We start from the raw sequence: 25,425 nt of genomic DNA on the forward strand, positions 1-25,425 counted from the left end.
CTTATTTATAATTACTCATGGATTTGGATGCATAGTTGCTTAACATACTAGGCACATCAAGAATCAAGGCAATACGACCATCACCGGTGATTGTAGCACCCGCCATTCCCGGCGTTCCATGCAACATCTTACCAAGAGGTTTGATAACGACCTCTTCCTGTCCAATTAACTGATCAACAACGAAACCAACTCGTTGTGTCCCGACCGAAACAATAACGACATGTGCGGTAGCATCTTCAGATTCAGCCACTTGAGAACGTCGTACTAACCAGCGTTTAAGGTGGAAGAGAGGATAAACCTTCTCACGAACAACAATCACTTCTTGTCCATCAACGATGTTGGTCTGAGTAATATCCAAATGAAAAATTTCATTTACACTCACCAGAGGGAAGGCAAAAGCCTGCTCTTCCAGCATAACCATCAGCGTCGGCATAATTGCCAAGGTCAAAGGTACTTTGATCGAAATACGAGTACCCTTGTTAATTTCGGAGTCAACATCAATGGTACCGTTGAGTTGTGAAATTTTAGTTTTCACAACATCCATACCAACGCCTCGACCCGAAACGTCAGAAATTTGCTCTTTAGTAGAGAAACCAGGATGGAAGATTAAATTGAAGGCTTCTTTATCACTCAAGCGATCCGCTGCGTCCTGATCATACAAACCTTTTTCAACAGCTTTTTGGCGCAGTTTTTCTGGATTCATACCACCGCCATCATCGGTGATACTTAATAAAATATGGTCGCCTTCTTGTTCTGCAGACAGTACAACCTTACCGGTTCGAGGTTTACTATTAGATTCTCGAACTTCAGGCATTTCAACGCCGTGATCCACTGCATTTCGAACCAAGTGAACCAAAGGGTCGGCCAAGGCTTCAACGAGGTTCTTATCCAAGTCGGTATCTTCACCCACCAACTCAAGATTAACTTCTTTCTTAAGTGTACGAGCAAGATCTCGAACAACCCGTGGAAAACGGCCAAAGACTTTCTTAATCGGCTGCATTCGAGTCTTCATCACTGACGTTTGAAGATCAGCGGTGACTACATCCAGATTCGAAACTGCCTTGGACATGTCTTCGTTGCTGCTGGACATTCCCAAACGAACCAAACGGTTACGCACGAGTACTAATTCGCCCACCATATTCATGATGTCATCAAGACGTTTAGTATCTACTCGAACGGTGGTTTCGGTTGGCGCTGCACTATCTTTACCTTGTGCTCTAGGCGCTGCAGCCGGAGCAGGTTTTTGCGCCGCCGGAGCAGTAGGCTGAACAGCAGGCTTTGGTTCTTCTTTCGGTGTGGAAGCCGCAGGTGGAGCTTGAGGTGCCGGTGCCTTAGCTGCAGGTTCACTTGTACCTACCGCTGTCGGTCCTTTACCTGCCCCATGCAATTCATCCAACAGATTTTCGAACTCATCATCAGTGATTAAATCACCAGTGGCCGAGCCCGCAGGCTTAGGTGCCGCGGCTGCAGGTTCGGGCGAGTCAGCAGGCTTAGAAGCACTAGGTCCTTTGCCTGCGCCATGAAGTTGATCCAATAAAGCATCAAACTCATCTTCGGAAATATCATCTCCCCCACCCGTCGCCGGGGTAGCAGGTTTAGGAGATTCAGGAGGTGGCGTAGCGCTTTCTACCTTAGCTTTAGAAGCGGAAGGAGAACCTCCTTCGCCATGCAATTCATTTAACAATGCTTCAAATTCTTCTTCGGTGATTTCGTCATCACCACCAGCGCCCGAAGACGGAGAAGAATTATCCATATCGAATAAGTCATCAGAAGTATCGGCGCCAGATGAGTCTTGAGATGCCGCAACCATTTGATCAAACTCAGCATCAGCAGCATCGGCCGGTGCTGCCTCAGCAACAGGCTCTGCCGCTGCAGGCGCGTCTTCACTTTCTGGTCTGGCTAAAGTTTCAAGGCTTGCAATGAGCTGAGGATCAGCCGCAGGTAATTCTTCGCGGTTTCTAACACAATCAAACATTTCGTTGACCGCATCCAACGCTTGCAATACCACATCCATCAACTCAGAAGTAACAGATCTCTGACCATTACGTAAGATATCAAACACGTTTTCCGCAACATGGCAGCATTCAACTAAATTCGTTAATTGAAGGAAACCGGCCCCACCTTTAACGGTGTGGAAACCACGGAAAATCGCGTTTAATAAATCTTTATCTTCTGGTCTCTGCTCCAGGTCGACCAATTGCTCTTGAAGCAGCTCCAAAATTTCTCCTGACTCTACAAGGAAATCCTGGAGGATTTCTTCATCGGCCTCGAAACTCATTCAATGACTCCTTAGAATCCCAGGCTGGACAACAAGTCATCCACCTCATCCTGACTGGTCACTACATTCTCACGCTCTTCAGCGTCAACGATAGGACCCTCTGCTAACAGTTCATCGGCGGCGTCTGTAACTTCTTGAGTGTTTTCGATGCCAGTAATGCGTTCGACCAAACCAGCCATTTTCACCAAGCCAACAAGATCTTCCTCAACACCTTTAACCAGCTTGATTACTTTCTGAATTACCTGACCTGTCAGATCTTGATAGTCCTGAGCCAATAAAATGTTAGAAAGGTTTGATGACATAGTCCCACTGGAACCGTCCACCTTTTTCAAAAACTCATCAATGCGCTTATAGAGGTTTCGAAATTCCGAGACATCCATTTCCCTACGAAGCAACCGCCCCCATTCAGATGACAGCTCTGAAGCTTCCGCTTTGAGGCCATCTACAACAGGAATAGTTTCTTCAACGAGATCCATGGTTTTGTTAGCGGCTTTATTCGTAGATTGAATAACGTAATCCAAACGATCGGATGCGTCAGCCATCTGAGACATTTCTGCATTTTGCTCAGAAATGTCTATTTCAAAGTTTTTGATAGAATTATGCAAAGCTCGCGTTAAGCGACCAATTTCCTTATATAGACTCTGGTCTCTTACGTCGGACAAGCTTTGTACATGTTGAATAGCACTTGTGAAATCCCCTGCCTCTACGGCTTCGGTAAGTGCTTTGGTGTGTTCACGGATCGATTCCTGAAAGTCATCCAGGTGACCGCTTTTTTTCTCAGACATTCGGTTCCCCTTAGAGAACGGTCACAGATACTTAACCGGCTTCTACACGTTCAAAGATTTTTTCGATTTTTTCTTTCAACGCTTGAGCGGTAAAAGGCTTAACAACGTAACCGTTCACCCCCGCCTGCGCGGCTGCTACGATTTGCTCACGCTTTGCTTCCGCAGTTACCATCAACACGGGCATGTGTGATAACGCATCATCAGCACGAACAGCTCGAAGCAAATCAATCCCTGTCATGCCTGGCATGTTCCAATCAGTAATAAGGAAGTCAAAGTCACCTGTTTTCAACATAGGTAACGCTGTACTTCCATCATCTGCCTCTTGAGTATTTGTGAATCCCAAATCTTTCAAAAGGTTTTTAATAATTCTTCTCATAGTTGAAAAATCGTCAACTATTAGAATTTTCATATTCTTGTCCAAGATGACCTCCCAAGACCTTGATGGAAAATGATTTTTCCCTTCGAATATGGTTGTAAGATAAGTGTAGCCGTTAGTTCTAGACTATCCAGTTATTATGCCGTTTTTACGCAGTCTCGTCATTCCATTCAAGCAGTCTTGATTTTAATCTATGAGCCGCTTGACTGTGAATCTGACTTACCCGCGATTCACTTACCCCCAAAATCTCACCAATTTCCTTCAAGTTTAATTCTTCGTTGTAATACAGCGCCAACGTTAAACGTTCTCGCTCAGGTAAACGTGTAATTGCTTCGGTTAGTTTTCTGCGAAAACGTTGCTTGGCAACATCATCAAAAGGACCAGGGGTAGTACCATGGATATCATCCTGCTGATACTCACCTTCGGCGATTAACTCTTCAAAGCTAAATAGTTTACTGCCAACCGAATCCTGTAGATAACTGTGGTATTCATCGACCGATATACCTAATTCTTTAGCAACTTCATGATCTTGCGCGTCACGGCCGGTTTGCCCTTCGACTTGCTTGATGGCATCCAACACCCGGCGGCTATTTCTATGCACCGATCGTGGCGCCCAATCGCCTCGACGAATTTCATCCAACATGGAACCCCGAATACGAATTCCCGCGTAAGTTTCGAAACTAGCCCCTTTAGACGCGTCGTATTTCTTCGCGGCCTCAAGAAGACCAATCATGCCTGACTGGATTAAATCATCCAATTGAACACACGGCGGTAATCGCCCCATTAAATGGGTAGCAATTTTCTTTACCAGACCGGCATACTGCTGGACAAGGGCTTGGGAACTTTTCGGATCCGTCTCTGAATACATAGCAACCCCATTAACTGCAGCCATAGCAATACCCTATACGTTCTTCAGTCTTTGATGGTTTTAGCAGAATCAACATGATTAACCTACGTTGTAGTGAACCAGCTGCTCTGCAAAAAATTCCAGATGTCCTTTTGACGACGTTGGCAAAGGCCAAGCGTCTGCCTTTTGAGCCAAAGCTCGAATAGCGACTGAAGCTTTCGATCTTGGATAGGCCTCTAATACAGCTTTTTGACGTTGCACCGCTTTTTTGACAGATTCATCAAATGGAACACAACCGACATACTGCAAAGCTACATCTAAAAATCTATCTGTTACTTTGGTGAGTTTAGCAAACAAATTACGACCATCTTGTTGCGTTTTCACCATATTTGCCACAACCCGGAAACGGTACATCCCATAATCCCGATTCAGCAGCTTAATTAATGCATAGGCATCCGTTATTGACGTCGGCTCATCAGTCACAACCACTAAAACTTCATTAGACGCCCGAACAAAACTGATCACATCATCAGCGATGCCTGCCGCTGTATCCACAATCAGCACATCCATTTGATGCGCGACTTCACTGAACGCATGGATTAAACCTGCATGCTGCTGAGAAGACAAGTTAACCATATGTTTTGTACCAGATGATGCCGGCACAATCTTAAGCCCCATTGGCCCAGGCACCATAATGTCCTGTAGATCGCATTCCCCGTCCAACACGTTTTCCAAGGTTTTAGTTGACGAAATACCTAACAAAATATCGATATTCGCCAATCCTAAATCCGCATCCAATAGAACGGTTCTACGTCCTTTCTCGCACAAGGCAATCCCAAGGTTTAAAGCAACGTTACTTTTACCAACGCCGCCTTTACCACCTGTTACTGCTATGACTTGTACCGGACTACTACTCATACCTACTCCCGTGGCACATTATTACTTTCTGGGATTCAATAGTGACACAATTTGCAAACCACTATAAATCCTGGATCAAGCGATTCTACGATCAGATAACGCCCGTTCCGCTTGTCTCAACTCAGTATCGAAGGCCGATACTCCACCATTAGACTGCTGATACATATACACAGCCTTACTCACCAAATTCCCTGCATTTGCACTTTCAATATCATCAGGAATACGAGGTCCGTTGGTGATAAAAGATACAGGCATTACACGCTCAACCAAGATGCTAAGTAGCTCTCCTAGCGAACCTGTTTCATCAATTTTCGTAAGAATACATCCATTCAAGCTAAAGTCTTGATAATTATCAAGTATTCTTGTTAAAACACTCTTATTTGCTGTACATGGCAAGGTTAAGAAGGCTTTAAAGTTCGCAGCGCCTTGTTTAATGACACGTAATTGCTGATGAATGGATGACGTTGCCGGATCAACTCCCGGTGTGTCGATGACCACTAAACTCTTATTGCGAACAGTATTTAGCAAAGATTCTAAAGAGTGTTTCTTGTCTACAACTCGCACCGGCACATTTAAAATTCGACCAAGCGTTCTCATCTGGTCATGCGCACCAATTCTTTGACCATCCGTTGAGATTAACACAATGCCCTCGCTGCCATGTTTCAAAGCGAACTTTGCAACCAACTTTGCAATCGTGGTGGTTTTCCCTGAACCAGAAGGCCCGAAGAACGCATACACTCCGCCGCGTTCAAGTAAATCACTTTTTGCAACCGGCAAATCATCGGCAAGAATGGTTAGCGCCTCACGCCAAATCGCTTGTTCATCGTGCATTTCTGCCACACGATCTACGATATTTCTGGCAAGCGCCTGACTTAGCCCTAATTGATTCAAGCGCTTTAATGCAGAAGCGTGTAAAGGATGGTAACTCGCATAATCAGCCATTTCTCGCTCGTCTAATTGCTGTCTTAGCAATTGTTTCAAGCCCAGAATTTCCTGCTTCATGGAGTTTAGTTCATCCGTTGGTTTTGGAGAGGACTTTGCAAACTTAGAACGCAAAATTGACGCTTTCTTTTTGAAAGGCGTATCGGTCGCACCAAAGTCATCATGATCAATTGATGAGTTCTCAAGACGCTCATTCAACCCAATCAGATCATCAGCAATGTCACTGTAACGACCACGCGACAAATCTCTGGATGTCTTACGCAGTTCAGCCTCAAGTTCAGGGTTCACAATACGCTGGCGACGCGGCTCTGCCGCAGGAGCCTCTGAAGAAAACTGATCAAAGTTATCGAAATCCAATTTTCCATCATGCTTAGGATCGTAATCCAAGGCAGTGATAACCTCTACCCCACCATTTACTTTGCGATTCGCTAAAACAACGGCATCAGGCCCCATTTGTTCTGTTACTTTTTTCAATGCCTGTTGCATTGTAGGAGCAAAAAATTTTTTAGCTTTCATGGCCTTGTCACTCTCACCAAAACTGCGCTTCAGGTTTAGCGCACTTTATTAAGCGGAAATTTTGACGCTTAATTCTCTGTTTTAAATACAAATGCGAAATTAATGCCAGTACACGATTCACTCATGGCACATTAACTTCCAACTGCTGCAACAATCGTTATCTTCTTATTGTCAGGAACTTCGTTGTAAGACAGCACAGACAATGTCTCGGACGCATTCTTCACAAACTTAGCTACCGCAGCACGGATCGCTGGAGACACCAAGAGAACAGCAGATTTACCTGCCAATTCCTGACGCTGCGCTGCCTCGCTGACAGAAGACTGCAATCGTTCGGCAAGAGAAGGCTCTAGGACAATGCTATCATCTCCCATTGCGCCAGCTTGTTTCGCTTGTTGTACAGACTGTAACAAAATGTTTTCCAAACCGGGTTCAAGCGTAATCACCGGCAACTCTTGCTCACCACCAACAATGTTTTGAACGATCATACGAGATAGCGCCAAACGAACCGCTTCTGTAAGCATTGACGGATCTTTGCCACGAGCTGCTGCTTCAATTACAGCCTCCGCAATGGTTCGCATATCTCGGATAGGGACTTGTTCTGACAAAAGATTCTGAAGCACTTTCAATAAGGCACTCAACGTCAACGTATTTGGAACCAACTCTTCGGCCAGTTTTGGTGACTTCTTCGAAAGCAGGTCCATTAATTGTTGAACCTCCTCATGACCAATCAACTCATCGGCGTGTTTGAACAACAATTGATTCAAATGGGTTGCCACCACGGTACTTGCATCGACAACCGTGTAACCCAGAGTTTGGGCCTTATCTTTCAGAGCAGGATCAATCCAGAAAGCATCCAGCCCAAACGCAGGGTCTTTCGTCGGAATACCATCAACCTCACCAAATACCTGACCAGGGTTGATCGCCAAATCTTTGTCAGGATGAATTTCAGCTTCGCCGACCGTCACCCCCATAAGTGAAATGCGATAGACATTGGGCAGTAAGTCCAGGTTATCCCGAATATGAACCGACGGCATTAAGAAACCAATTTCCTGGGACAGTTTCTTACGAACCCCTTTAATCCGGTTCAACAACATGCCACCTTGATTCTTGTCCACCATAGGAATCAAACGGTAACCCACTTCCAGCCCAACCGGATCCACCGGCGTCACATCATCCCAAGACAGCTCTTTGACTTCTTCCGCACGGCTTTCCATAGCGCCTTGCGGAGAGTCCTTATCCAATAATTCTCCAGCCTTAGCAATCTGATCCGCTCCACCTTCTTCTTTTTGACGCTTTCTGTAATATATAAATGCTGCAATACCGGCAGCCAATAATCCCAATCCAATAAAGGCCACATGCGGCATACCAGGAACTAAGCCCATAACAATGAGAAGAGCTGCCGACACTGACAACGCTTTTGGTGAGTCAAACATCTGACCCATAACTTGTTCACGCATTTCTTCTGCAGTATTTACACGCGTAACCATGATCGCGGCAGCAGTAGAAAGTAGCAACGAAGGAATCTGAGCAACCAGACCATCACCAATGGTCAATAACGAGTATTTTTCAACTGCATCAGCAAACTCCAAGCCATGCTGCCCCATACCAATGGCCAAGCCACCAATTAAGTTAATTAACAGAATCAGAATACCTGCAACGGCATCGCCACGAACGAATTTACTGGCACCATCCATCGATCCATAGAAGTCAGCTTCCTGAGAAATTTCGGCACGACGCTGCTTCGCCTCAGCCTGATCGATCAAACCAGCATTCAAGTCCGCATCAATGGCCATTTGCTTACCCGGCATCGCATCTAAGGTGAAACGTGCACTCACTTCCGAAATACGGCCAGCACCCTTAGTCACCACCACGAAGTTAATAATCATCAAGATCAGGAAGACCACAAGACCAACAGCGTAGTTACCACCAATAACCACCTCACCGAATGCCTCAATCACCTTACCAGCAGCGTCCCCGCCTTGGTGACCTTCAAGTAATACAACACGCGTTGATGCAACGTTCAGTGCCAAACGAAGCAAGGTAGCCACAAGAAGAATGGTTGGAAAAACCGCGAACTCAAGCGGCCTTAAGGCATACACGCCCACCAGTAATACCACTAGAGACAAGGCAATATTGAAGGTAAATAAGACGTCAAGAATAAAGGGGGGCACAGGCAACGTCATCATCGCCAACAAGGTTAGCAACAGAATCGGCACACCCATATTACTGCTAAAGATATTCCGTGCTGTATACAGCATGTCTCTTGGCGTGGTATTAACCGTGCCAATAAACGGCAGCTTCATAACTCTTTACTCCCTAAAACGTCATTAACATTTTTTTGACGCAATTAACTTCTAGAGAGATGTTTCGCAAAAACCGTTCCCATTTTGATAGAAATATAAAAAAAGAGGCAAACGCCTCTTCTTCAAAAGTAAAATTAAGATTATTCGTGCTGAAGATCGTCTGGAATTGGGAAGTCCTTCGGATCTTTTGGTTTCGGCCCTCGGCCCGCCATGTATTGATCCATCTGGAAGATATAAGCCAGCACTTGTGCTATTGCAACATACAACCCTTCTGGAATTTCATCACCAATTTCAGTGTTGTAGTAAATCGAACGCGCTAACGGCGGAGCCTCTAGTATTGGAATGTCGTATTCATTACCAATCTCACGAATTTTCAAGGCGATCTGATCCGCTCCTTTCGCCAACATGATCGGCGCAGACGAAATACTTGGATCGTATTTCAATGCAACAGAATAGTGGGTCGGGTTGGTAATAATGACGTCTGCATCGGGAACATCCCCCATCATACGACGCTGCGCCATTTCCATCTGCAATTGACGAACTTTACGCTTAACTTCCGGCTTACCTTCCGTTTCTTTAAATTCATCTTTAATGTCTTGCATGCTCATTTTCAGCTTTTTGGCATGTTCGTAAATTTGATACGGAACATCAATCGCAGCAATGATTAAAGTAGATGCCGATAAGGCAATCGCACTCCAAAGAATAATATTGGCACTATGCGCAAGCGCCGACTCCATAGACTCCATCGGCAAAAACAAAATTTCAGTCTGATACCAATCCATAATTAAGACCGCCAGACCACCAACCAAGGTAACTTTGAGCAAGCCTTTTACCAATTCGACCAAAGACCGCATCGAGAACATGCGTTTTAATCCACTGATGGGATTAATACGACTGCCTTTTGGCATAATCGCTTTGCTAGCGAAGTTCCAACCACCTAGCCCGAGCGGCCCGATGATTGCTGCAACGGTCAACACACCCATCAAAGGAACGAGCGCCAAAACGACTTCATTTGCCGCGCTCGCCAAATGAATGGCCATTTGCTTGGTGTCGTAAATAGCAGCTCGTTCAATAGAAAGATTATCTTTCATCATGCCAATCACAGAATTGACAATACGATCACCAAAGACCCAAAGCCCCACTGCACCGGCCATTAAAACAGTAAAGGTACTGAGTTCCCGCGACCGGGGAACATCGCCTTCTTCACGCGCCTTTTCTAACCGCCTGGGCGTCGCCTCTTCTGTTTTTTCCTGACTGCTGTCTTCTTCTGCCATGACTTAACACCCTTCAAAGTCAATTTTGTTGAGACATTGCGGAGATCGCTGAGTCCAGAGTTTCCTCATCCGAATGAACCGATGAGCCCAAAAAGTTTAAAAGCCTAAGCCTTGATGAGCACACGCATAAACATCAAGGTGTCAGACACAAACATCTGATACAGAGCTAAAACATTGACTTGTGAAACCCACATCACAAATAAACCAAACACCAACGTAAACGGAAAACCCAAAGCAAACATGTTCATCTGCGGTGCAGCCCTACTCATCACACCAAAGGCCATATTAACGACTGTCAAAGCAACGATTGCTGGCAAAGCAATGAGAACCGCCCCAGCAAACATCCAGCTTCCCCACAAAGGAATCAATCTCAGATCTTCAACGGTCAGACCTTGCACATTCACTGGAATGGTATAAAAACTCTCGATCAAAACTTCCAAAACCACCAAATGACCATTGGTAGAAATAAACAGTAAGGTCACCATCATTAAGTAGAACTGAGACACTACCGCAACACTGATCCCATTCGCGGGGTCATTCATCAATGCGAAGCCAAGTCCCATTTTCATACCAATCACCTGACCCGCTATCACAAATAGCTGGGTTAAGAGCTGTAAGACAAAACCCAGGCATAAACCGATCAACACTTGATGCATAATCAACAACAAATGCTCCACCGCTAATGGATCCATTCTCGGTACTTCAGGCAGAACGGGTGTCACCATAATAGTGATGACAAAGGCCAGCAGCAGTCGAACCCGTGCAGGAACGAAGTTGGCTCCAAAAAACGGAGCCGCTAGCATAAATCCGGCAATACGAAACATGGGCCACATATAACGACCAACCCATGCAGTAATTTCCGGGGTGCTGACTTCAATCATAAAATGCTCTTATGCCCTGCCTGATGTAAACGAACGGTGTTTTATCCAATCGCCATCTATCCAATAACTAATGGAATGCTGGTGATCAGTCGTTCGGTGTAGTCAATTAACTCACGCATCAGCCAAGGTCCAGCCACAATCAAAGTAAACAAAGTAATAATTAAACGAGGCAAGAAGGTCAATGTTTGTTCGTTAATCTGAGTCGCCGCCTGAAAGGTCGAAACAATCAACCCCACAATCAAACTGGGCGTAATAATCAGACCAACCATAATCATCACCAGATAGATCGCGTCCGAGAAAATATCAATTACTACTTCAGGAGTCATAGCTCATCCCTCATCACACGTTAAAACTGGAAGCCAAAGTGCCAATGATCAATGACCAACCATCCACCAACACAAACAGCATGATCTTGAACGGCAACGAAATAATAATTGGAGATAACATCATCATACCCATGGCCATCAAAACCGACGCCACCACCATATCCAAGATCAAGAACGGAATAAAAATCAGGAAGCCAATCTGAAATGCAGTTTTTAATTCACTGGTAACAAACGCAGGAACGACAATGGAAATCGGCAAATCTTCAGGCCCTTCAATGTCGGTTCTACCAGAAATACGGACAAACAACGCAATATCATCTTCGCGGGTTTGTCCGAGCATAAACTCTTTGATGGGCTTTTCTGCCCGTTCCAACGCTTGTAACGAGGTAATTTCTTCATCCATATAAGGAATCAATGCATTCTTATGAATTTTTTCCAACACCGGGGTCATAATGAAGAACGTCAAAAATAAGGCTAACCCGATCATAATCTGGTTAGAAGGCGACTGCTGAAGCCCCATCGCTTGACGGGTAATGGAAAAGACGATGATGATTCGAGTAAAACAGGTCATCATCATGACCGCCGCCGGCAACAAGGTCAGCATGGTCATGATGGCTAGAATTTGAATGGTTACCGTGTATTCCTGGCTACCATCAGGATTGGTAGTAAGCGCGACAGCGGGGATGCCTGGTTCAGCCCAAGCTGGCAGGGTTGTTAATAGACCGACAACAAAACTAATCGTCCACGCTAGACTTTTTAACCTCATGCAGTGAAGTCCCCTTCAATAATGACTGTAACTTAGCGCCGAATACGCTATTTACAGACTCTGCTGAGGACCAGGCTTTACTTTGCTTTTCAGTCTTAAGATCAATCGGTTGATCCAGCACCATAAGCGTTTGCATTGATTGCGCCGTAATTCCCACCAGAACCTGCTGGCCACCGACGTCAATCAGACATATACGTTCTTTAGTACCTAGAGGCTGTGTTGCCAATATTTTGATCACTGCATTACTGTGACCAAATTGACCGCCAGATAAACGTCGGACTAACCATGCAATTACAAAAATCATGCCGATTACTGCAAACAGCCCGGCGACCGTCATTGCTAATTGAGTAGTTGACGTTGGAGATTGAGCAGAATCAGTATCAGCCTGACCACCTACAAGTCGCTGAACATAAGGCGAAGCCTGATTGTTATTATCCAAGACAGGCGTGTTCGACGCTTCGTTTTCAATACTTGAAGTTTCTACAGGGCTACTTTTATCTACCCCCTGAACATTGGATACTGCTGCTTCTGTTACAAGAGTTTCTGCAGAAGTATCTGACAGAGATTCTTCTATCGCATAAAGATTGACAGAAAATAAAAAGGCCAAAGATAAGGAAATAGCAGACAATCGATTCACAGGCATCCTTGAGGAGTCATTTTTATAATGGTCACTTTTATAATAGTAGTCACGATGCCCCAGAGCTTGCTCAGAATATCCCTTACATTGCGACCCTACGACCACGGAGTTTAGCAGGCTAAAAAAAAAGACTCTAGAAGAGTCTTTCAAGACAAGCGCTCGATAGTATTTCTGAACATAAACGTCATCAACATGGTACTAATCAACACAGTACGGAGCGCTGTGAAATACGGAATTTTTCTACCTTAGCTTCTTAATTCGCTCAGTCGGGCTAACCACATCCGTCAAACGAATACCAAACTTCTCGTTCACCATCACAACTTCGCCATGAGCGATCAGCTGGCCATTCACCAAAACGTCCAGAGGCTCACCCGCAAGACGATCAAGTTCAATCACCGAGCCCTGGTTTAGCTGAAGTAAATTTCGAATGGAAATTTCAGTATTCCCTACTTCCATAGAGATGGTCACGGGAATATCCAGAATAACATCCAAGTTCGGGTTATCTGTGTCCGCTAGTAAATCACCATCCGTCGCTTCGTTGGCACCTTTATTTAAAAGATCGTGGCCTGTCGGTTCATCAGCCTCTTCAGCAACACCTGCCTCTTCCATTGCAGCAGCCCATTCATCCGACAATTGATCTTGGTCGACGTTCTCTTCCTGACCTTCTGGTTTGTTATCTTCTTCAGACATGGCTACTCCCCTTATCTCAATCTTTTCTTCACTGGCTTAACAACTTTGGCGGCCAAATGCTCACCAGACACCCCTAACTGACAATCCAAAGTCGGCACTTTGTTCGCTAACATGGTTATGAACTCAGGCATCTCAACGGGAATAATGTCGCCCTCTTCCCAGTCTACAATCTCTCGCAAGGTCATCTGACGCTTACAAACAGAACCTGTCAAATTGGCTTTAAGGTCAAGACAATATTCTCGAAGAATACGTTCCCAGCGTTCATCCACTTCATCAATATCACTCTGAACACCTGCATCCAAAATTTCTCTCAGCGGCTCAATCATAGAGTACGGAATCGTAAGCTGTAGATCACCACCGCCACCATCCAATTCAATGTGGAAGGTACTGATCACAACCACTTCCGCCGGGCTCACAATGTTCGCCATCGCCGGGTTCACTTCGGCATTTAAATATTCAAAATTGATATCTAAAATGGTTCCCCAAGCTTCTTTCATGTCGATAAAGAGCTGCTCAAGTACCATTTGTACAATACGCGTTTCTGTCGGTGTAAATTCACGCCCTTCAATTTTTGCGTGACGACCATCACCGCCAAAAAAGTTGTCCACCAGTTTAAATACGAGTTTGGCATCAAGAACAAACAGACCTGTTCCTTTTAGTGGACGAACTTTCACTAGGTTCAAGCTGGTAGGTACATACAAAGAGTGGACGTATTCACCAAACTTCATAATCTGAACACCACCAGAGACAACTTCTGCACTTCGACGTAATAAATTGAACAAACTAATACGCGTATAACGGGCAAAACGCTCATTGATCATTTCAAGCGTTGGCATCCGACCACGAACAATACGATCCTGGCTGGTAATATCATACGAAGCTACACCTTCAGCGGAACCTGTATCACCATCGGTATCCACATCGCCGTCGTCTACACCATGTAATAGCGCATCAATTTCGTCTTGTGAAAGTAAGTCCTGCACAACTCGTACCTGCTATAAATACAGAAGGATACATGTCTTAAAGGCACTAAACACCACAGTTATTTATTGCATAACTATGTTGGTAAATAGCACCTTCTCAACCATTCCTTCACCAATGTTTTCCGCCACCACTTTATTAACCACATCAAGCGACAACGATCGTAATTTTTCCTTTCCTTCCGGCGTTTTCAATTCGTTGAAATCTTGCTCTCCGAACAATTGCAACAACGCACTTTGTAAGGCCGGATTGTTATTCTTCAATGCTTCTAAAAGTACCGGATCTCGAACCATCAAAGAAACATACACCTGAAGGTATCTCTGTCTCATTCCTACTTTATAAGTCACAACAAAAGCAGGCTGAATTTCCATATAAAGCGCCGGTTTTTTAACCTCTTCTTCAGGAACCGCTTCCTCAGCAGCTTCATCATCGCCGCTTAATACAAGAAAAAGAACACCGCCTATCGAAAGCAAACTTACTAAAGCGACAATTCCAATCACGATCAAAAGTCGCTTCTTACCAGTCTGTTGCGGATCAGACATATCTATATCTTGTTCATCGGCCATAATGACTCCATTTCATAACTAGCATTAATTGAAGTTTTCCGTTCACTGTTATCTTATTTCTGTCGACACTCCGTCATAACAGCGTGCGGCTATTGATACACCTTTTATAGATAATATTCCAGCACGCTCCGATATAATCTACTGAAAACTCTGTAAAAAAATGTACCATCACTTCAAGTGTAGCCAACAATTAAGCATTGCATTTAGGCATAGTAATCAACCAATCGCATAGAAGCCGTCGTCACTTTCTGCTGATCCAGGCTCTCAAGGAAAGCCTCGGCATCGTGCTCTTCACTGTTCATACCGTCACGAGCCATATCAGCTAACATTTCTTCCGCACGGGAATCGTCTTGTTGTTGATCAGAAACATCAACATCAACCTCTTCCATTCCCTGTTCAGCCAACATTTCTCTTAAACGGAAGCTCTGTTGCTCCAACGCATCACGCACACTGGTATTAGGCGAAGTAAACACAATGCTGGCTTGATCATTATCAATATTGATCTTGACCATCAAGGAACCTAGTTCTGGTGGCGTCAGTTGAATTTCAGCTGTTTGTACATTTTTGCTTGCCATAATCATGATGCGTTCACCCAGCTCTTGAGAGAACTGACGATTTGTCGGCGGCACAGGAATTCGTTGTAACTGGACTTCAGCATCTTCAACAGCCGAGTTTTGCGGCTGTGAATATAGATTAACCGGGGCCTGATGAGCTCCACCCGTTATATCTTCGAGCGAGATTGCCATACTAGTCGCCGCGGTATTCGCCATCATAGACTTCAAACCATCCAAAACCGACGAAGACGAAAGTTCTTGAGACTGAACCGCTTTCTTTAATAGATGAAGCGAGTCAAGCGACAAGTTTTGCAAGGAATCAGTTCCTAGAGAACCCTGTCCATTAGCTGACGAGCTGCTGGCGTTTGCATTACCAAAGCGATGAGCCAATTGTGTTGGCAAACTACCCGATGCACCAGAGAACAAAGTTTGAGCATCCGTTAGCTGACCTTGTGACAAGTTCTGAATCCACGACATCACCGAACCTGGTGCCAAACTAATTCCAAATTCAGCACTTACATCCATTATTTGCTGCGTGATATCTTGATAAGCTTGCTGAAGTTGTTCTTGAGTTAAGGACTCAAGATCACCCAATTGCTCAAAGAAACTCTGTAAACGAGTTTGAAGCTCTGATAATAGTCCTTCAGGTAACTCCATACCTTCTAGCCCCATTAGGGCATTCATTTCAGGTGGCAAAACACTGCCTTCTTCCGGCGAATTCGTTCCATTCATTGAGGCCTGATACTGGGCCATCATTTCATTCAGTTGATCAGAAAAGTCCGTGTCGCCATAGCCTCGATTAGCCGTTGTACCTGAGCCCTTTGAGGCTGTTTGCGTGTCTGTAAGAAAAATTCCAACCTGTGGAGTTGCCATGTTTCTGCTCCATAAATCATTACATAAATCCAATGGAGCAATTAGCTTGCCAAGTTAAAGAATTCTAAAAGAAAGGATGAATATTAAGGTCGTGTTTGAGCTAGCGTTTTCAAACAGTTGTATGTGAATAAATACCTAAATTAATCGAGAACGGATTAATTTAGGTAACGACTAACTGAGCTGCTGGGAAAGGAGTTGCTTCACTTGCAGATACTCTTCTTCGATCTGCAGGTAAAGGCTTTGGATATTAGAAATATCTTGGTTTCTACCTTTATCTTCTGATTCCTTACACAACTCACTTAAGTAAGGTGCGCCAATATTACTGCACGATCCCTTAAAGCTGTGGCTGACCTTCCCCACTTCAGAAGCATCTTCTGCTTCAATGGCGGCTCTCAAAGCGATTAGTTTTTTATCAGCATCAGTAATAAAGGTTTCAATCAGACAATCGAACTCATCTTCCATTACGTCTCTGAGCTCTTCCAATGCGTCTGTATCTAAGTGCTGATGTCCCATCATCCATCACTCCCTAAAAAATACACTCGATTTATAACTCTACCTCAATTACTGAGAGAATGCTTCATTGATTTAATGTTAAGAGACTGTTGCACTTGGGAGTTGAATTCACGGATCAGTTAACTGCCCGTTTGTTGATAGTGCCACTCAAAAATCACTTCAACTTCATTACCACAACCTCGGTATTCAACCGAGCGGCAAAGGCTGGAAATCAGGGGAATTCCTCGCCCACAATATTGCTTCTCTTCACAGGCCATCTTCGATTGATAATCAAAGCCTTGGCCGCTGTCTTTAATTCTTACCGTCAACTGCCCACCGGTATCAGTCGGAATATGGTTCAACTCAAAGTTCACATAGCCTTCAGATAAATTCTCAAGGCGTTTAGTTCGCTTCTCGTAATACTCGCTAAACCCCTGAGGGTTTTTCTTTAATCCGGAATCCAATTGAAGCACACCATGCTCTAAGGCATTGGAAAACAGCTCTGCCAAGATAGTGTATACCTGCCCACTGCACCGACGTAATCCAGGGACTTCAGTAATCAACTGCAGAACAAAAGGTAACGGGTTGAAATAACGAAGACTCAACGGATTCAATCGATAATCCAAGTACCAATCCATTGGGCCTTTGTCGGAGACATCGACAAACTCTTCCGGTAACTCTTCCAGCTCCTCTTCGTTCGGAATTCTTACTTCCACTAAAGTGATGTCATCGTCCCGTTTATCTTCACCCAAAAAATTTTCAACAGAATCATGAATGGAATCAAATAGCTGATTTGGATGTTTGCATTGATCGAACTCTGCCATGAGTCGCTCTTCACCAAACATCACGTCCTGATCGTTGCGAGCTTCCAAAATCCCATCGGACCACATGAATACCCGGTCGCCTTCAGAAATTTCAAAGACCTGCATTTTCACTTTGAATTGATCGTTACTCAGAACGCCTAACGGCAGGTGGTTCGAAGCCAGCTCGACACGTTCACCTGTTCCGCTACGATAGAGAACGCAACTGGGTAAGCCACCAATCCATACTTTCATTTCGCGTTCACGAAATTCAATATCCAGCATACAGGCACAACAGAACACGCCCGTTGGCAAAATGGCTTTTAGTTTACTGTTAATCTCTTTGATGATTTCTTCAATGGTGAAACCTTTGCTGGTTAAGGCATAAAAGATTTCGGCCATCGGCATGGCACCAATGGCGGCAGGCAGACCATGCCCGGTGTAATCGCCTAACAACACATGCATGCCGCCAGAAGGCTTACGTGCAGCGAGCAGAACATCCCCATTAAACACCGCCAAGGGCGATAACAGGTACTTAATATTTGGCGAGTCCAGACAACCTGAGTGCGCTACATTGTCAAACACCGTCTTAGCCGTTTCTTGCTCATGCAACAAGTGCTCATTATGCAGTGCAATCTGATCCCGTTGCTTCTGAAGCGTCATATGCATGTTGCGCATACGACGAAAGGCATTGATTTTGGCTTTCAGAATGATTCGATTGTAGGGCTTCGAGAGGAAGTCATCACCGCCCGCTTCCAAACACTTGGCAAGCGACTCGGCATCTTTAAGAGAAGTGAGAAAGATGATCGGAACTAGATCTTCGCCCGCCAGTTCTTTGATCCGACGAGCCGCTTCGAAGCCATCCATGTTAGGCATCAAAGCATCAAGGAGAATAAGTTCAGGCTGATCTTCAATAAAACGTTCAACCGCTTCCATGCCATCACTCGCAGTGACAGCTTCGTGCCCCTGACGAGTAACAATGGCTTTCAAGATCATTCGATCCGTTTCATTATCATCGGCAATGAGTATTTTTAGTGAGCCAGAATCATCATCCATAACGACTGTACTCCTCAATCACTCAGATTAGAGAAACGCATCTAACGTTGGGAATTTAGCTGATATCGAAAAGCTGTTCGAAATTAGAAATAGTTAGAATTTTCTTAACATCATTATTGCAGTTGGAGATCTTAATTTTTGCAGAATCACCGCCCGCATGATCACGAAGTAGAAGGAGCATACCTAATGCAGAACTGTCCAAGTACGTTGTCTCTGCCATATCGACTAAGTACAAAGCTGGGACACTGTCTACTTTTTCGTAGGCATCTCGAAACTCCTGATGTGCACTGAAATCAAAACGCCCTTTAACTTTGATTGTTAGCTCACCAGTACTGCCATCAAGCGACGAAACAATAGCCATAGAAAAACCTCATTGCTGATTATTATCGATTCCATTCCGACCTGTAAAAAGGTAACTAACTACATAATAGCCAAAAATTTCTGTTATCCAACCATTTTAACTAACAGAATCATTATTTTATAAAAATTTAGAATCCAGAACGCTTTATCACTTCAAACAGGATTTCAAAATTGCCTGTGTCATATGAGGCAAAGCCACCTGACGATCTATTGCTCCCAACTTCACCGCAGCACCTGGCATTCCCCAAACAACCGAAGTTGCTTCATCCTGAGCAAGCGTTGGTACTCCCACTTTTTTAAGCCGCAACATGGCTTGAGCACCGTCGGCACCCATTCCTGTTAGCATGGCCGCGACGCAATGCCCTTTTGTCACGAGGTTCATGGAATCGAACATCACTTCCACGGAGGGCTTGTGCAGATTTACTCGCTCTCCATCATCTAAACTTGCGAAATAATGAATGCCTCGTTTTTTAAGAACTAAATGTCTATTCCCCGGAGCCACCAAAGCTAATCCTGGCTTCAGTTGATCTCCATCCATAGCCTCACGAACTTCAATGGTACTGCTTGCATTGACCCGATCAGCAAAAGACCGACTAAACCCTGCCGGGATATGCTGGCTAATAATAATAGGAGGACAATACTCTGGCATTCGAATCAGTACTTCTTTTACCGCTTCTGTTCCACCAGTAGACGCACCAATACCAATAACACGGCTTACATCAAGGCGTTCACTGACACGCTCAGGAACAACTAGCGTGTTCTTTTTCGAAGTCTCATGCTTGTAACCACGAACTTTCGCATTTGCGGCCATTTTTACTTTCGAGCAAATTTCTTCAGCATAGCCTGATAACCCCAAATCTTGTGCCACCTGAGGTTTAGCTATGTAATCCACCGCACCAATCTCCAACGCCTCTAACGTCAAAGGAGCACCCTTCTCAGTCAACGTAGATACCATCACCACAGGCATTGGTCGAAGCCGCATTAGATTTTTGAGGAACGAAATGCCATCCATCCGAGGCATTTCAATATCCAAAGTCAATACGTCCGGGTTCAGTTTCTTAATCTCATCACGAGCAACGTATGGATCTTCTGCAGTACCAACCACTTCAATATTTGGATCAGAAGATAAAACCTGTTGCAGTACGCTCCTGACAGAAGGTGAATCATCAACAATCAACACCCTAGTTCTTTGCATTCTGAGATAGCCCTTTCTTAGAAATCTTAATCAAATAGCTCAATGCTGCCAGCTGCAGTATCACCAATGTCTTTATCAATACGACGCATATAATCACGTTCACGTGATGCAATCGTGTCATTAGAGACTTTTGTAATACGCTTAACTAATACTTTTCCTGTGTCTGAGAAATAGAGAACTTTCCTAGGATTCGTCCCACCTAAATCACTTGCAAGAACATTCATTCCTTCACTGGACAAATAACTTTCTACAAAATGAATGTTTTTAGCACCAACATCAGTCATGTTCGATAACACCTGACCACCGCCAAAGACTTTCACTTCCAAACGACTTCTCACTGCGCCAGCTTTAAGAAGTTCGTTAATGAGATACTCCATGGCCCAATTACCATAGCGGGTTTCAGAACTAATAGGAGCCCCTTCCCATTCAACGTTTGAGTGCCCTCCATGAAGAGGTAACATGAAATGATTCATCCCGCCGATTCTTAATATTGGGTCTCGAACACAGGCTGAAACACACGATCCTAAAACCGTTGAGATGATCTCACCGGCCCCAGAAACATAAAACTCACCCGGCAAGATTTTAGCCACATAACATTCATGCCTCGGATCCCAAAAACGTTTGATGTGATCAAATCCTGGTAGAGAACGAGGCAACTGTGGCCGATGGCATTCAGAATTGCTCAGCATTCCTGCTCCTTAACATACTTTTTTGTAACGAGTCCCGCCAAGTGCTTTAAATCGATCCGTTACCCGATGAAGATTCTCGGAATGACCTATCATCAAATACCCTGGGTCTTTCAAGATATTTGCATATCGATCAAACAATACTTTCTGTGTCTCTTTATCAAAGTAAATCACAACATTACGACAAAAAATCACATCAAACTGGCCTTTCATTGGCCACTTATGCAGCAGGTTAAGACGATTAAAGATAATCAAACTGCGAATTTTATCTTTGGCGATCAGTTCATGTTCATTTCCCTGATCCAACTCGTCAAAGTACTCTCGTCGATCTTCCGCACTCAAGCCATCGGAACCGGCAACACGATAGACCCCATGACGACCATGAGACAATACATTTGAGTCTAGATCAGTTGCTAGAATTTTCACATCCCACCCTTTATATCGCGTCACATTCTTTTTTAAGAACTTATGAACTGTGATTGCCAAGGAATACGGCTCTTCTCCCGTTGAACAACCAGCCGACCAGATTCTGACTCGCCGAGTAGCCGTATTTGCATCAAATACCTCAGGCAAAACAGTCTCAAGAAGAAATTCAAAATGATGACCTTCACGAAAAAACGAAGTGAGATTGGTGGTAATGCTATTAACAAAGTGGCTTAGTTCATCCGCCTCTGATGATTCTAAAATATGAATATACTCATCAAAATTGGTGACACCTAACACCCGACAGCGACGAGCTAGCCTGCTGTAGACCATCTCTCTTTTATGGTCACCAAGGACGATGCCGGTTCTTTGATAGGCAACCCCTCTAATATGCTCAAAGTTGCTATCCGTCATAGGAAATTCACGAAGATCATGACTCACAGTTTATTTCCTCAAGCAAAATTAATGCTTAGACAAAAAAGCCCTCAAACGAGGGCCTATATAAGATACAGTCAACCCTGGTTCACCAAACACAGGTTTTAATCAAAACTCATCCCATTGATCGTCATCACTGGTTACAGCAATTCCCTCTGGTGAACCGCCACCATTTACTTTTCTTGAAGGTTGAGTACTGACTGACATTGCTTTTTGAACTGGTGCAGTTTGTTGTATTGGCGCAGAGATTTGTTTTTGAACAGACGGTGCCACCATGACAGTTCCCATCTGTGACTCTTCAAGCAAGTTAAAGAAGCCAACAAGATTAGACATTTTACGAGATTGTTCAGCCATCGCCTCAGCGGCCGCAGAGGCTTCTTCTACCAAGGCTGCATTTTGCTGAGTCATTTCATCCATCTGATTGACTGCGTTATTCACTTGATCAATACCGGACGTTTGCTCTTGAGCGGCACTGGAAATATCAGACACCATAGCAGTAACTCGATCAACCGCACTGACGATTTCTGATAGCGTATTACCCGACTCATTCACCAAGGCCGTACCATCTTCCACCTTAGAAACACTGTCTCTAATCAAATCTTTAATTTCTTTTGCTGCCCCAGCTGAACGTTGAGCCAGATTACGAACCTCACCTGCCACAACCGCAAAACCACGACCTTGCTCACCTGCTCGCGCAGCTTCTACCGCTGCATTCAAAGCCAACAGGTTGGTTTGGAAGGCAATCTCATCAATGACACCAATGATGTCTGAGATCTTTTTACTGGCTACGTTGATTTCCTCCATGGCACTGACAGCGTTACTAACAACATCACCACCTTCCTGTGCTTTGATCCGAGCATCATCCGCCAATCGACTTGCTTCCATCGCATTGTCTGCGGATTGTTTAACAGCACTGGTCATTTCCTCCATACTTGACGCAGTTTCTTCAAGTGAGGACGCCTGTTCTTCGGTACGCTGACTGAGATCTGCATTACCCTGAGCAATCTCATCCGCTGCAGAAGAGACGTTGACGGATGATTGACGTATCTGACCAATTATTTCCGACAATTTTTCGGTGGTCTGATTCGCATCTCGTTTCAGTTTGTCATAAATACCTTGGTAGTCTTTATCGATAACTTCCGTCAAATTACCGTGAGACATCGCATCCAATACACGTGCAACATCGTTAATCACACCTTCAGCAATAGAGACCAGCTCATTCAGACCTTCACTGATGACACGGAAGAAGCCCTCTTTGCCGTCTGTTTCCAAGCGAATAGCAAGATCTCCATTGGCCGCTGCATTAATTAAGTTTCTGATCTCACCTTCGGCTTTCACCTCTTCGGTGCGATCGTTCCACTCAACAACAGTCCCTATACGTGTGTCATCGTCATTGAATATCGGGTTAGCAATCAAAGAGAACGTACGACCTGCAACTTCAATTTGAGTTTTGTAGGTATTTTTGAGACCGCCCAACAGATTACGTTGATGAGCCGGGTTTGCATGAAAACCATCAAAATTGCTACCCAAAACCGTATCAACAGAGAAATTAGGCAAGGCTTTTCGCACGTCGTCCTCTGCATTCTTCAACATACCGAGAACAGCATCATTCGCATAAACGATATTACCATCGCCATCCGCCACCATGGTGTTTGCAGAAACCGAATCTAGCGCTTGTCTAACACGTAAATTTTCCTGAGCAACAGCTTCTTCGCGCTCTCTCTTAGCCAGAGATTCAGTAATATCATTCCACTCAACCACAGTGCCTAAACGTGTCCCGTCATCATCAATCACAGGAGAAGCAATCAAGTCAAAGGTCAGGCCAGCCAATTTCAGACGCGTGTTATACGGTTCCTTAAGATCAGCAAGTAAGCCCCGTTGATGCGCCGGTTTCTTATGAAAATCATCAACGCAAGTACCCATTAAATCGTCCACACTAAAATTCGGAAGCACCGAACGCAAGTCATCTTCACGCCCTGATAGCATGCCCTTTACTGAATCATTGAGATAAGTGATCTCTAAATCAGTATTAGCAAACATGACATTGGCTTGACACTTGTCCAAGGCCATCTTAATACCGGCATTCTCTCTTGCAATTGCTCTTTCTCTCTCCTCTTGAGCAAGGAAGTCAGTAATATCATTCCACTCAACTACGATGCCCAGACGAGTACCTTCTGAACTGATAACAGGGGTTGAGGTTACATCGAATGTCAGTCCAGCTATTTTCAAACGAGTATCGAAAGGGGAATTCAGGTTATTTAAATTTGATCGTTGCTGATCAGGATTTTCATGAAGGTCACTAACATTCGAACCGACTATGTTAGCCACACTCAAGTTTGGCAATACAGTTCGTAATTGTGATTCTCTTTGTGTCAGCATGTCGACAACTGACTCATTAACGTATGTGATCTCCAAGTCCGTATTAGCAAACATAACGTTAGCTTGGCACTTATCCAATGCCATTTTAATACCTTCGTTCACACTTGCCTGTCGCTGAATTTCACGTTGACGCTCTTCCCGAGCCGTTTTCATTGAATCAAGAGTTTTGCTCAGCAAGCCAACTTCATCATCACGAACACACGAAAAATCAGCATCTCCGCCTTCTCCAAAAAGCTGCACCTCAGAGACCAATCGGGATATAGGACTAACGATAATTCTATTCACGATAAATATGATGGCGAGCGTAATCAGAATCATGAACAAAGTAATCAGAACAAACGAGAACAGCTCCACTTGAATCATGGCGCTTTTTTGTTCTTCAATTAGCTCAGCAATGTGCTTATCTGAACTCTGTAATAGCTCACTAATTAACTCTGATGGTTGGCGATCTATACCTCGAACAGCATTATCGGCTTGGGAAACATCAAAACCAGACGAAACAAATTTGCGGTACCCTGTGCGATAGGCCACCCCCATATTCTCATGAGCCTGAGAGAACTGCTTTAATGCTCGACCATAGGTGTTCTCAGTATCCTTTTCTTGGATATTAATAACTTTCTTACGAACATTACCTTCAGCAGACTTAAAACGATCCCAATACTTTTCAAGATCAGATGGGTTCCCACCTCGAATTAAGACATTTTTCCACTCTTGAACTTGAACCTTAAATTCATTCTGAAGATCGGCCACGCGTTTGGCGTTTTGAAACTCGCTCTCAATTTTTGCGCTGTAATACTGAGACTGACTGGCCAGATAGTTTTCGGAAGCCATAATTAGAATGGCCAACACCACCATAGATATAACGAGAACTGAAATAATTTGCCTGTTGAGACTTGCCTTTACCCAATTCATTATCTTCTCCTTAAGATACCAAGACTGAAGAATTTAGAAACAGACTCGCTGTAACAACAGAACTCACTACAGCGTTGCCTAAGATTGGGCATGAGAAGGACGAAGTCGTTCGAGACTCTTGAATACTGGATGTTGCGACGTCCATTTTGATCCCCTATCAAACTAATCTTCCAA

23 protein-coding genes are annotated in these 25,425 nt (G+C 44.4%); all 23 read right to left on the reverse strand.

Translation table 11 applies throughout. From position 1 onward, the window contains the following. Position 1: 1 nt before the first annotated feature. The 23 genes from ACFOEK_RS02360 to ACFOEK_RS02470 all read right to left on the reverse strand — a co-directional run bounded on the left by ACFOEK_RS02360 (position 2) and on the right by ACFOEK_RS02470 (position 25,251). Positions 2–2,278: a chemotaxis protein CheA gene (locus tag ACFOEK_RS02360; RefSeq protein ID WP_386715612.1), complete on the reverse strand. Its 2,277-nt coding sequence runs from the start codon at positions 2,276–2,278 to the stop codon at positions 2–4. 11 nt (positions 2,279–2,289) lie between these two features. Next, entirely contained in the window at positions 2,290–3,063 is a 774-nt protein-coding gene (locus ACFOEK_RS02365) for a protein phosphatase CheZ (protein ID WP_386715615.1), read from the reverse strand. 31 nt (positions 3,064–3,094) lie between these two features. Then, positions 3,095–3,472, reverse strand: a complete 378-nt coding sequence (gene cheY, locus ACFOEK_RS02370) for a chemotaxis response regulator CheY (RefSeq protein ID WP_449280214.1) — start codon at positions 3,470–3,472, stop codon at positions 3,095–3,097. Between the two features lie 115 nt (positions 3,473–3,587). Beyond that, positions 3,588–4,331 carry an RNA polymerase sigma factor FliA gene (locus ACFOEK_RS02375; RefSeq protein ID WP_449280215.1) on the reverse strand — a complete coding sequence of 248 codons (744 nt, stop codon included), beginning with the start codon at positions 4,329–4,331 and terminating at the stop codon, positions 3,588–3,590. Positions 4,332–4,385: 54 nt separating this feature from the next. Then, positions 4,386–5,204 carry a MinD/ParA family protein gene (locus tag ACFOEK_RS02380; RefSeq protein WP_386715620.1) on the reverse strand — a complete coding sequence of 273 codons (819 nt, stop codon included), beginning with the start codon at positions 5,202–5,204 and terminating at the stop codon, positions 4,386–4,388. Positions 5,205–5,279: 75 nt separating this feature from the next. Next, entirely contained in the window at positions 5,280–6,662 is a 1,383-nt protein-coding gene (gene flhF / locus ACFOEK_RS02385; protein ID WP_386715622.1) for a flagellar biosynthesis protein FlhF, read from the reverse strand. A 131-nt stretch (positions 6,663–6,793) separates the two neighbouring features. Beyond that, positions 6,794–8,920: a flagellar biosynthesis protein FlhA gene (gene flhA / locus ACFOEK_RS02390; RefSeq protein ID WP_386718515.1), complete on the reverse strand. Its 2,127-nt coding sequence runs from the start codon at positions 8,918–8,920 to the stop codon at positions 6,794–6,796. A gap of 185 nt (positions 8,921–9,105) precedes the next feature. Continuing rightward, complete coding sequence (flhB, locus tag ACFOEK_RS02395) at positions 9,106–10,239, reverse strand: flagellar biosynthesis protein FlhB (RefSeq protein ID WP_386715625.1); 1,134 nt, start codon at positions 10,237–10,239, stop codon at positions 9,106–9,108. Positions 10,240–10,343: 104 nt separating this feature from the next. After that, positions 10,344–11,120 carry a flagellar biosynthetic protein FliR gene (fliR, locus tag ACFOEK_RS02400; RefSeq protein WP_386715627.1) on the reverse strand — a complete coding sequence of 259 codons (777 nt, stop codon included), beginning with the start codon at positions 11,118–11,120 and terminating at the stop codon, positions 10,344–10,346. Between the two features lie 56 nt (positions 11,121–11,176). Next, positions 11,177–11,446, reverse strand: coding sequence for a flagellar biosynthesis protein FliQ (gene fliQ, locus ACFOEK_RS02405; protein WP_386715630.1), 270 nt, complete (start codon positions 11,444–11,446; stop codon positions 11,177–11,179). Positions 11,447–11,459: 13 nt separating this feature from the next. Continuing rightward, on the reverse strand, positions 11,460–12,212 hold the full coding sequence (fliP, locus tag ACFOEK_RS02410) for a flagellar type III secretion system pore protein FliP (RefSeq protein ID WP_386715633.1): 753 nt from the start codon (positions 12,210–12,212) through the stop codon (positions 11,460–11,462). Next, entirely contained in the window at positions 12,181–12,849 is a 669-nt protein-coding gene (gene fliO / locus ACFOEK_RS02415; protein ID WP_386715636.1) for a flagellar biosynthetic protein FliO, read from the reverse strand. Before fliO ends, fliP begins: the two co-directional genes overlap by 32 nt. A 240-nt stretch (positions 12,850–13,089) precedes the next feature. Continuing rightward, positions 13,090–13,539, reverse strand: a complete 450-nt coding sequence (gene fliN, locus ACFOEK_RS02420; RefSeq protein ID WP_386715639.1) for a flagellar motor switch protein FliN — start codon at positions 13,537–13,539, stop codon at positions 13,090–13,092. An 11-nt stretch (positions 13,540–13,550) separates the two neighbouring features. Then, positions 13,551–14,522 carry a flagellar motor switch protein FliM gene (gene fliM, locus ACFOEK_RS02425; protein WP_386715642.1) on the reverse strand — a complete coding sequence of 324 codons (972 nt, stop codon included), beginning with the start codon at positions 14,520–14,522 and terminating at the stop codon, positions 13,551–13,553. Positions 14,523–14,585: 63 nt separating this feature from the next. Next, entirely contained in the window at positions 14,586–15,086 is a 501-nt protein-coding gene (locus ACFOEK_RS02430) for a flagellar basal body-associated FliL family protein (RefSeq protein WP_386715645.1), read from the reverse strand. A 203-nt stretch (positions 15,087–15,289) separates the two neighbouring features. Further along, positions 15,290–16,513: a flagellar hook-length control protein FliK gene (locus ACFOEK_RS02435; RefSeq protein ID WP_386715648.1), complete on the reverse strand. Its 1,224-nt coding sequence runs from the start codon at positions 16,511–16,513 to the stop codon at positions 15,290–15,292. A gap of 171 nt (positions 16,514–16,684) precedes the next feature. Next, positions 16,685–17,029 carry an Hpt domain-containing protein gene (locus tag ACFOEK_RS02440; RefSeq protein ID WP_386715651.1) on the reverse strand — a complete coding sequence of 115 codons (345 nt, stop codon included), beginning with the start codon at positions 17,027–17,029 and terminating at the stop codon, positions 16,685–16,687. Positions 17,030–17,145: 116 nt separating this feature from the next. Continuing rightward, complete coding sequence (locus ACFOEK_RS02445) at positions 17,146–18,861, reverse strand: ATP-binding SpoIIE family protein phosphatase (protein WP_386715654.1); 1,716 nt, start codon at positions 18,859–18,861, stop codon at positions 17,146–17,148. A gap of 55 nt (positions 18,862–18,916) precedes the next feature. Further along, positions 18,917–19,222 (reverse strand): STAS domain-containing protein, encoded by a 306-nt coding sequence (locus ACFOEK_RS02450; RefSeq protein WP_386715657.1) that lies wholly within the window; start codon positions 19,220–19,222, stop codon positions 18,917–18,919. 147 nt (positions 19,223–19,369) lie between these two features. Continuing rightward, positions 19,370–20,416 (reverse strand): protein-glutamate methylesterase/protein-glutamine glutaminase, encoded by a 1,047-nt coding sequence (locus ACFOEK_RS02455; RefSeq protein WP_386715660.1) that lies wholly within the window; start codon positions 20,414–20,416, stop codon positions 19,370–19,372. A gap of 26 nt (positions 20,417–20,442) precedes the next feature. Continuing rightward, entirely contained in the window at positions 20,443–21,105 is a 663-nt protein-coding gene (gene cheD, locus ACFOEK_RS02460; RefSeq protein ID WP_386715664.1) for a chemoreceptor glutamine deamidase CheD, read from the reverse strand. Between the two features lie 9 nt (positions 21,106–21,114). Then, positions 21,115–21,966: a CheR family methyltransferase gene (locus tag ACFOEK_RS02465; RefSeq protein ID WP_386715667.1), complete on the reverse strand. Its 852-nt coding sequence runs from the start codon at positions 21,964–21,966 to the stop codon at positions 21,115–21,117. Between the two features lie 102 nt (positions 21,967–22,068). Beyond that, positions 22,069–25,251, reverse strand: coding sequence for a methyl-accepting chemotaxis protein (locus ACFOEK_RS02470; RefSeq protein ID WP_386715670.1), 3,183 nt, complete (start codon positions 25,249–25,251; stop codon positions 22,069–22,071). Between the last annotated feature and the right edge of the window lie 174 nt (positions 25,252–25,425).

The organism is Litoribrevibacter euphylliae, assembly GCF_042646085.1.
Taxonomy (GTDB): domain Bacteria; phylum Pseudomonadota; class Gammaproteobacteria; order Pseudomonadales; family Litoribrevibacteraceae; genus Litoribrevibacter; species Litoribrevibacter euphylliae.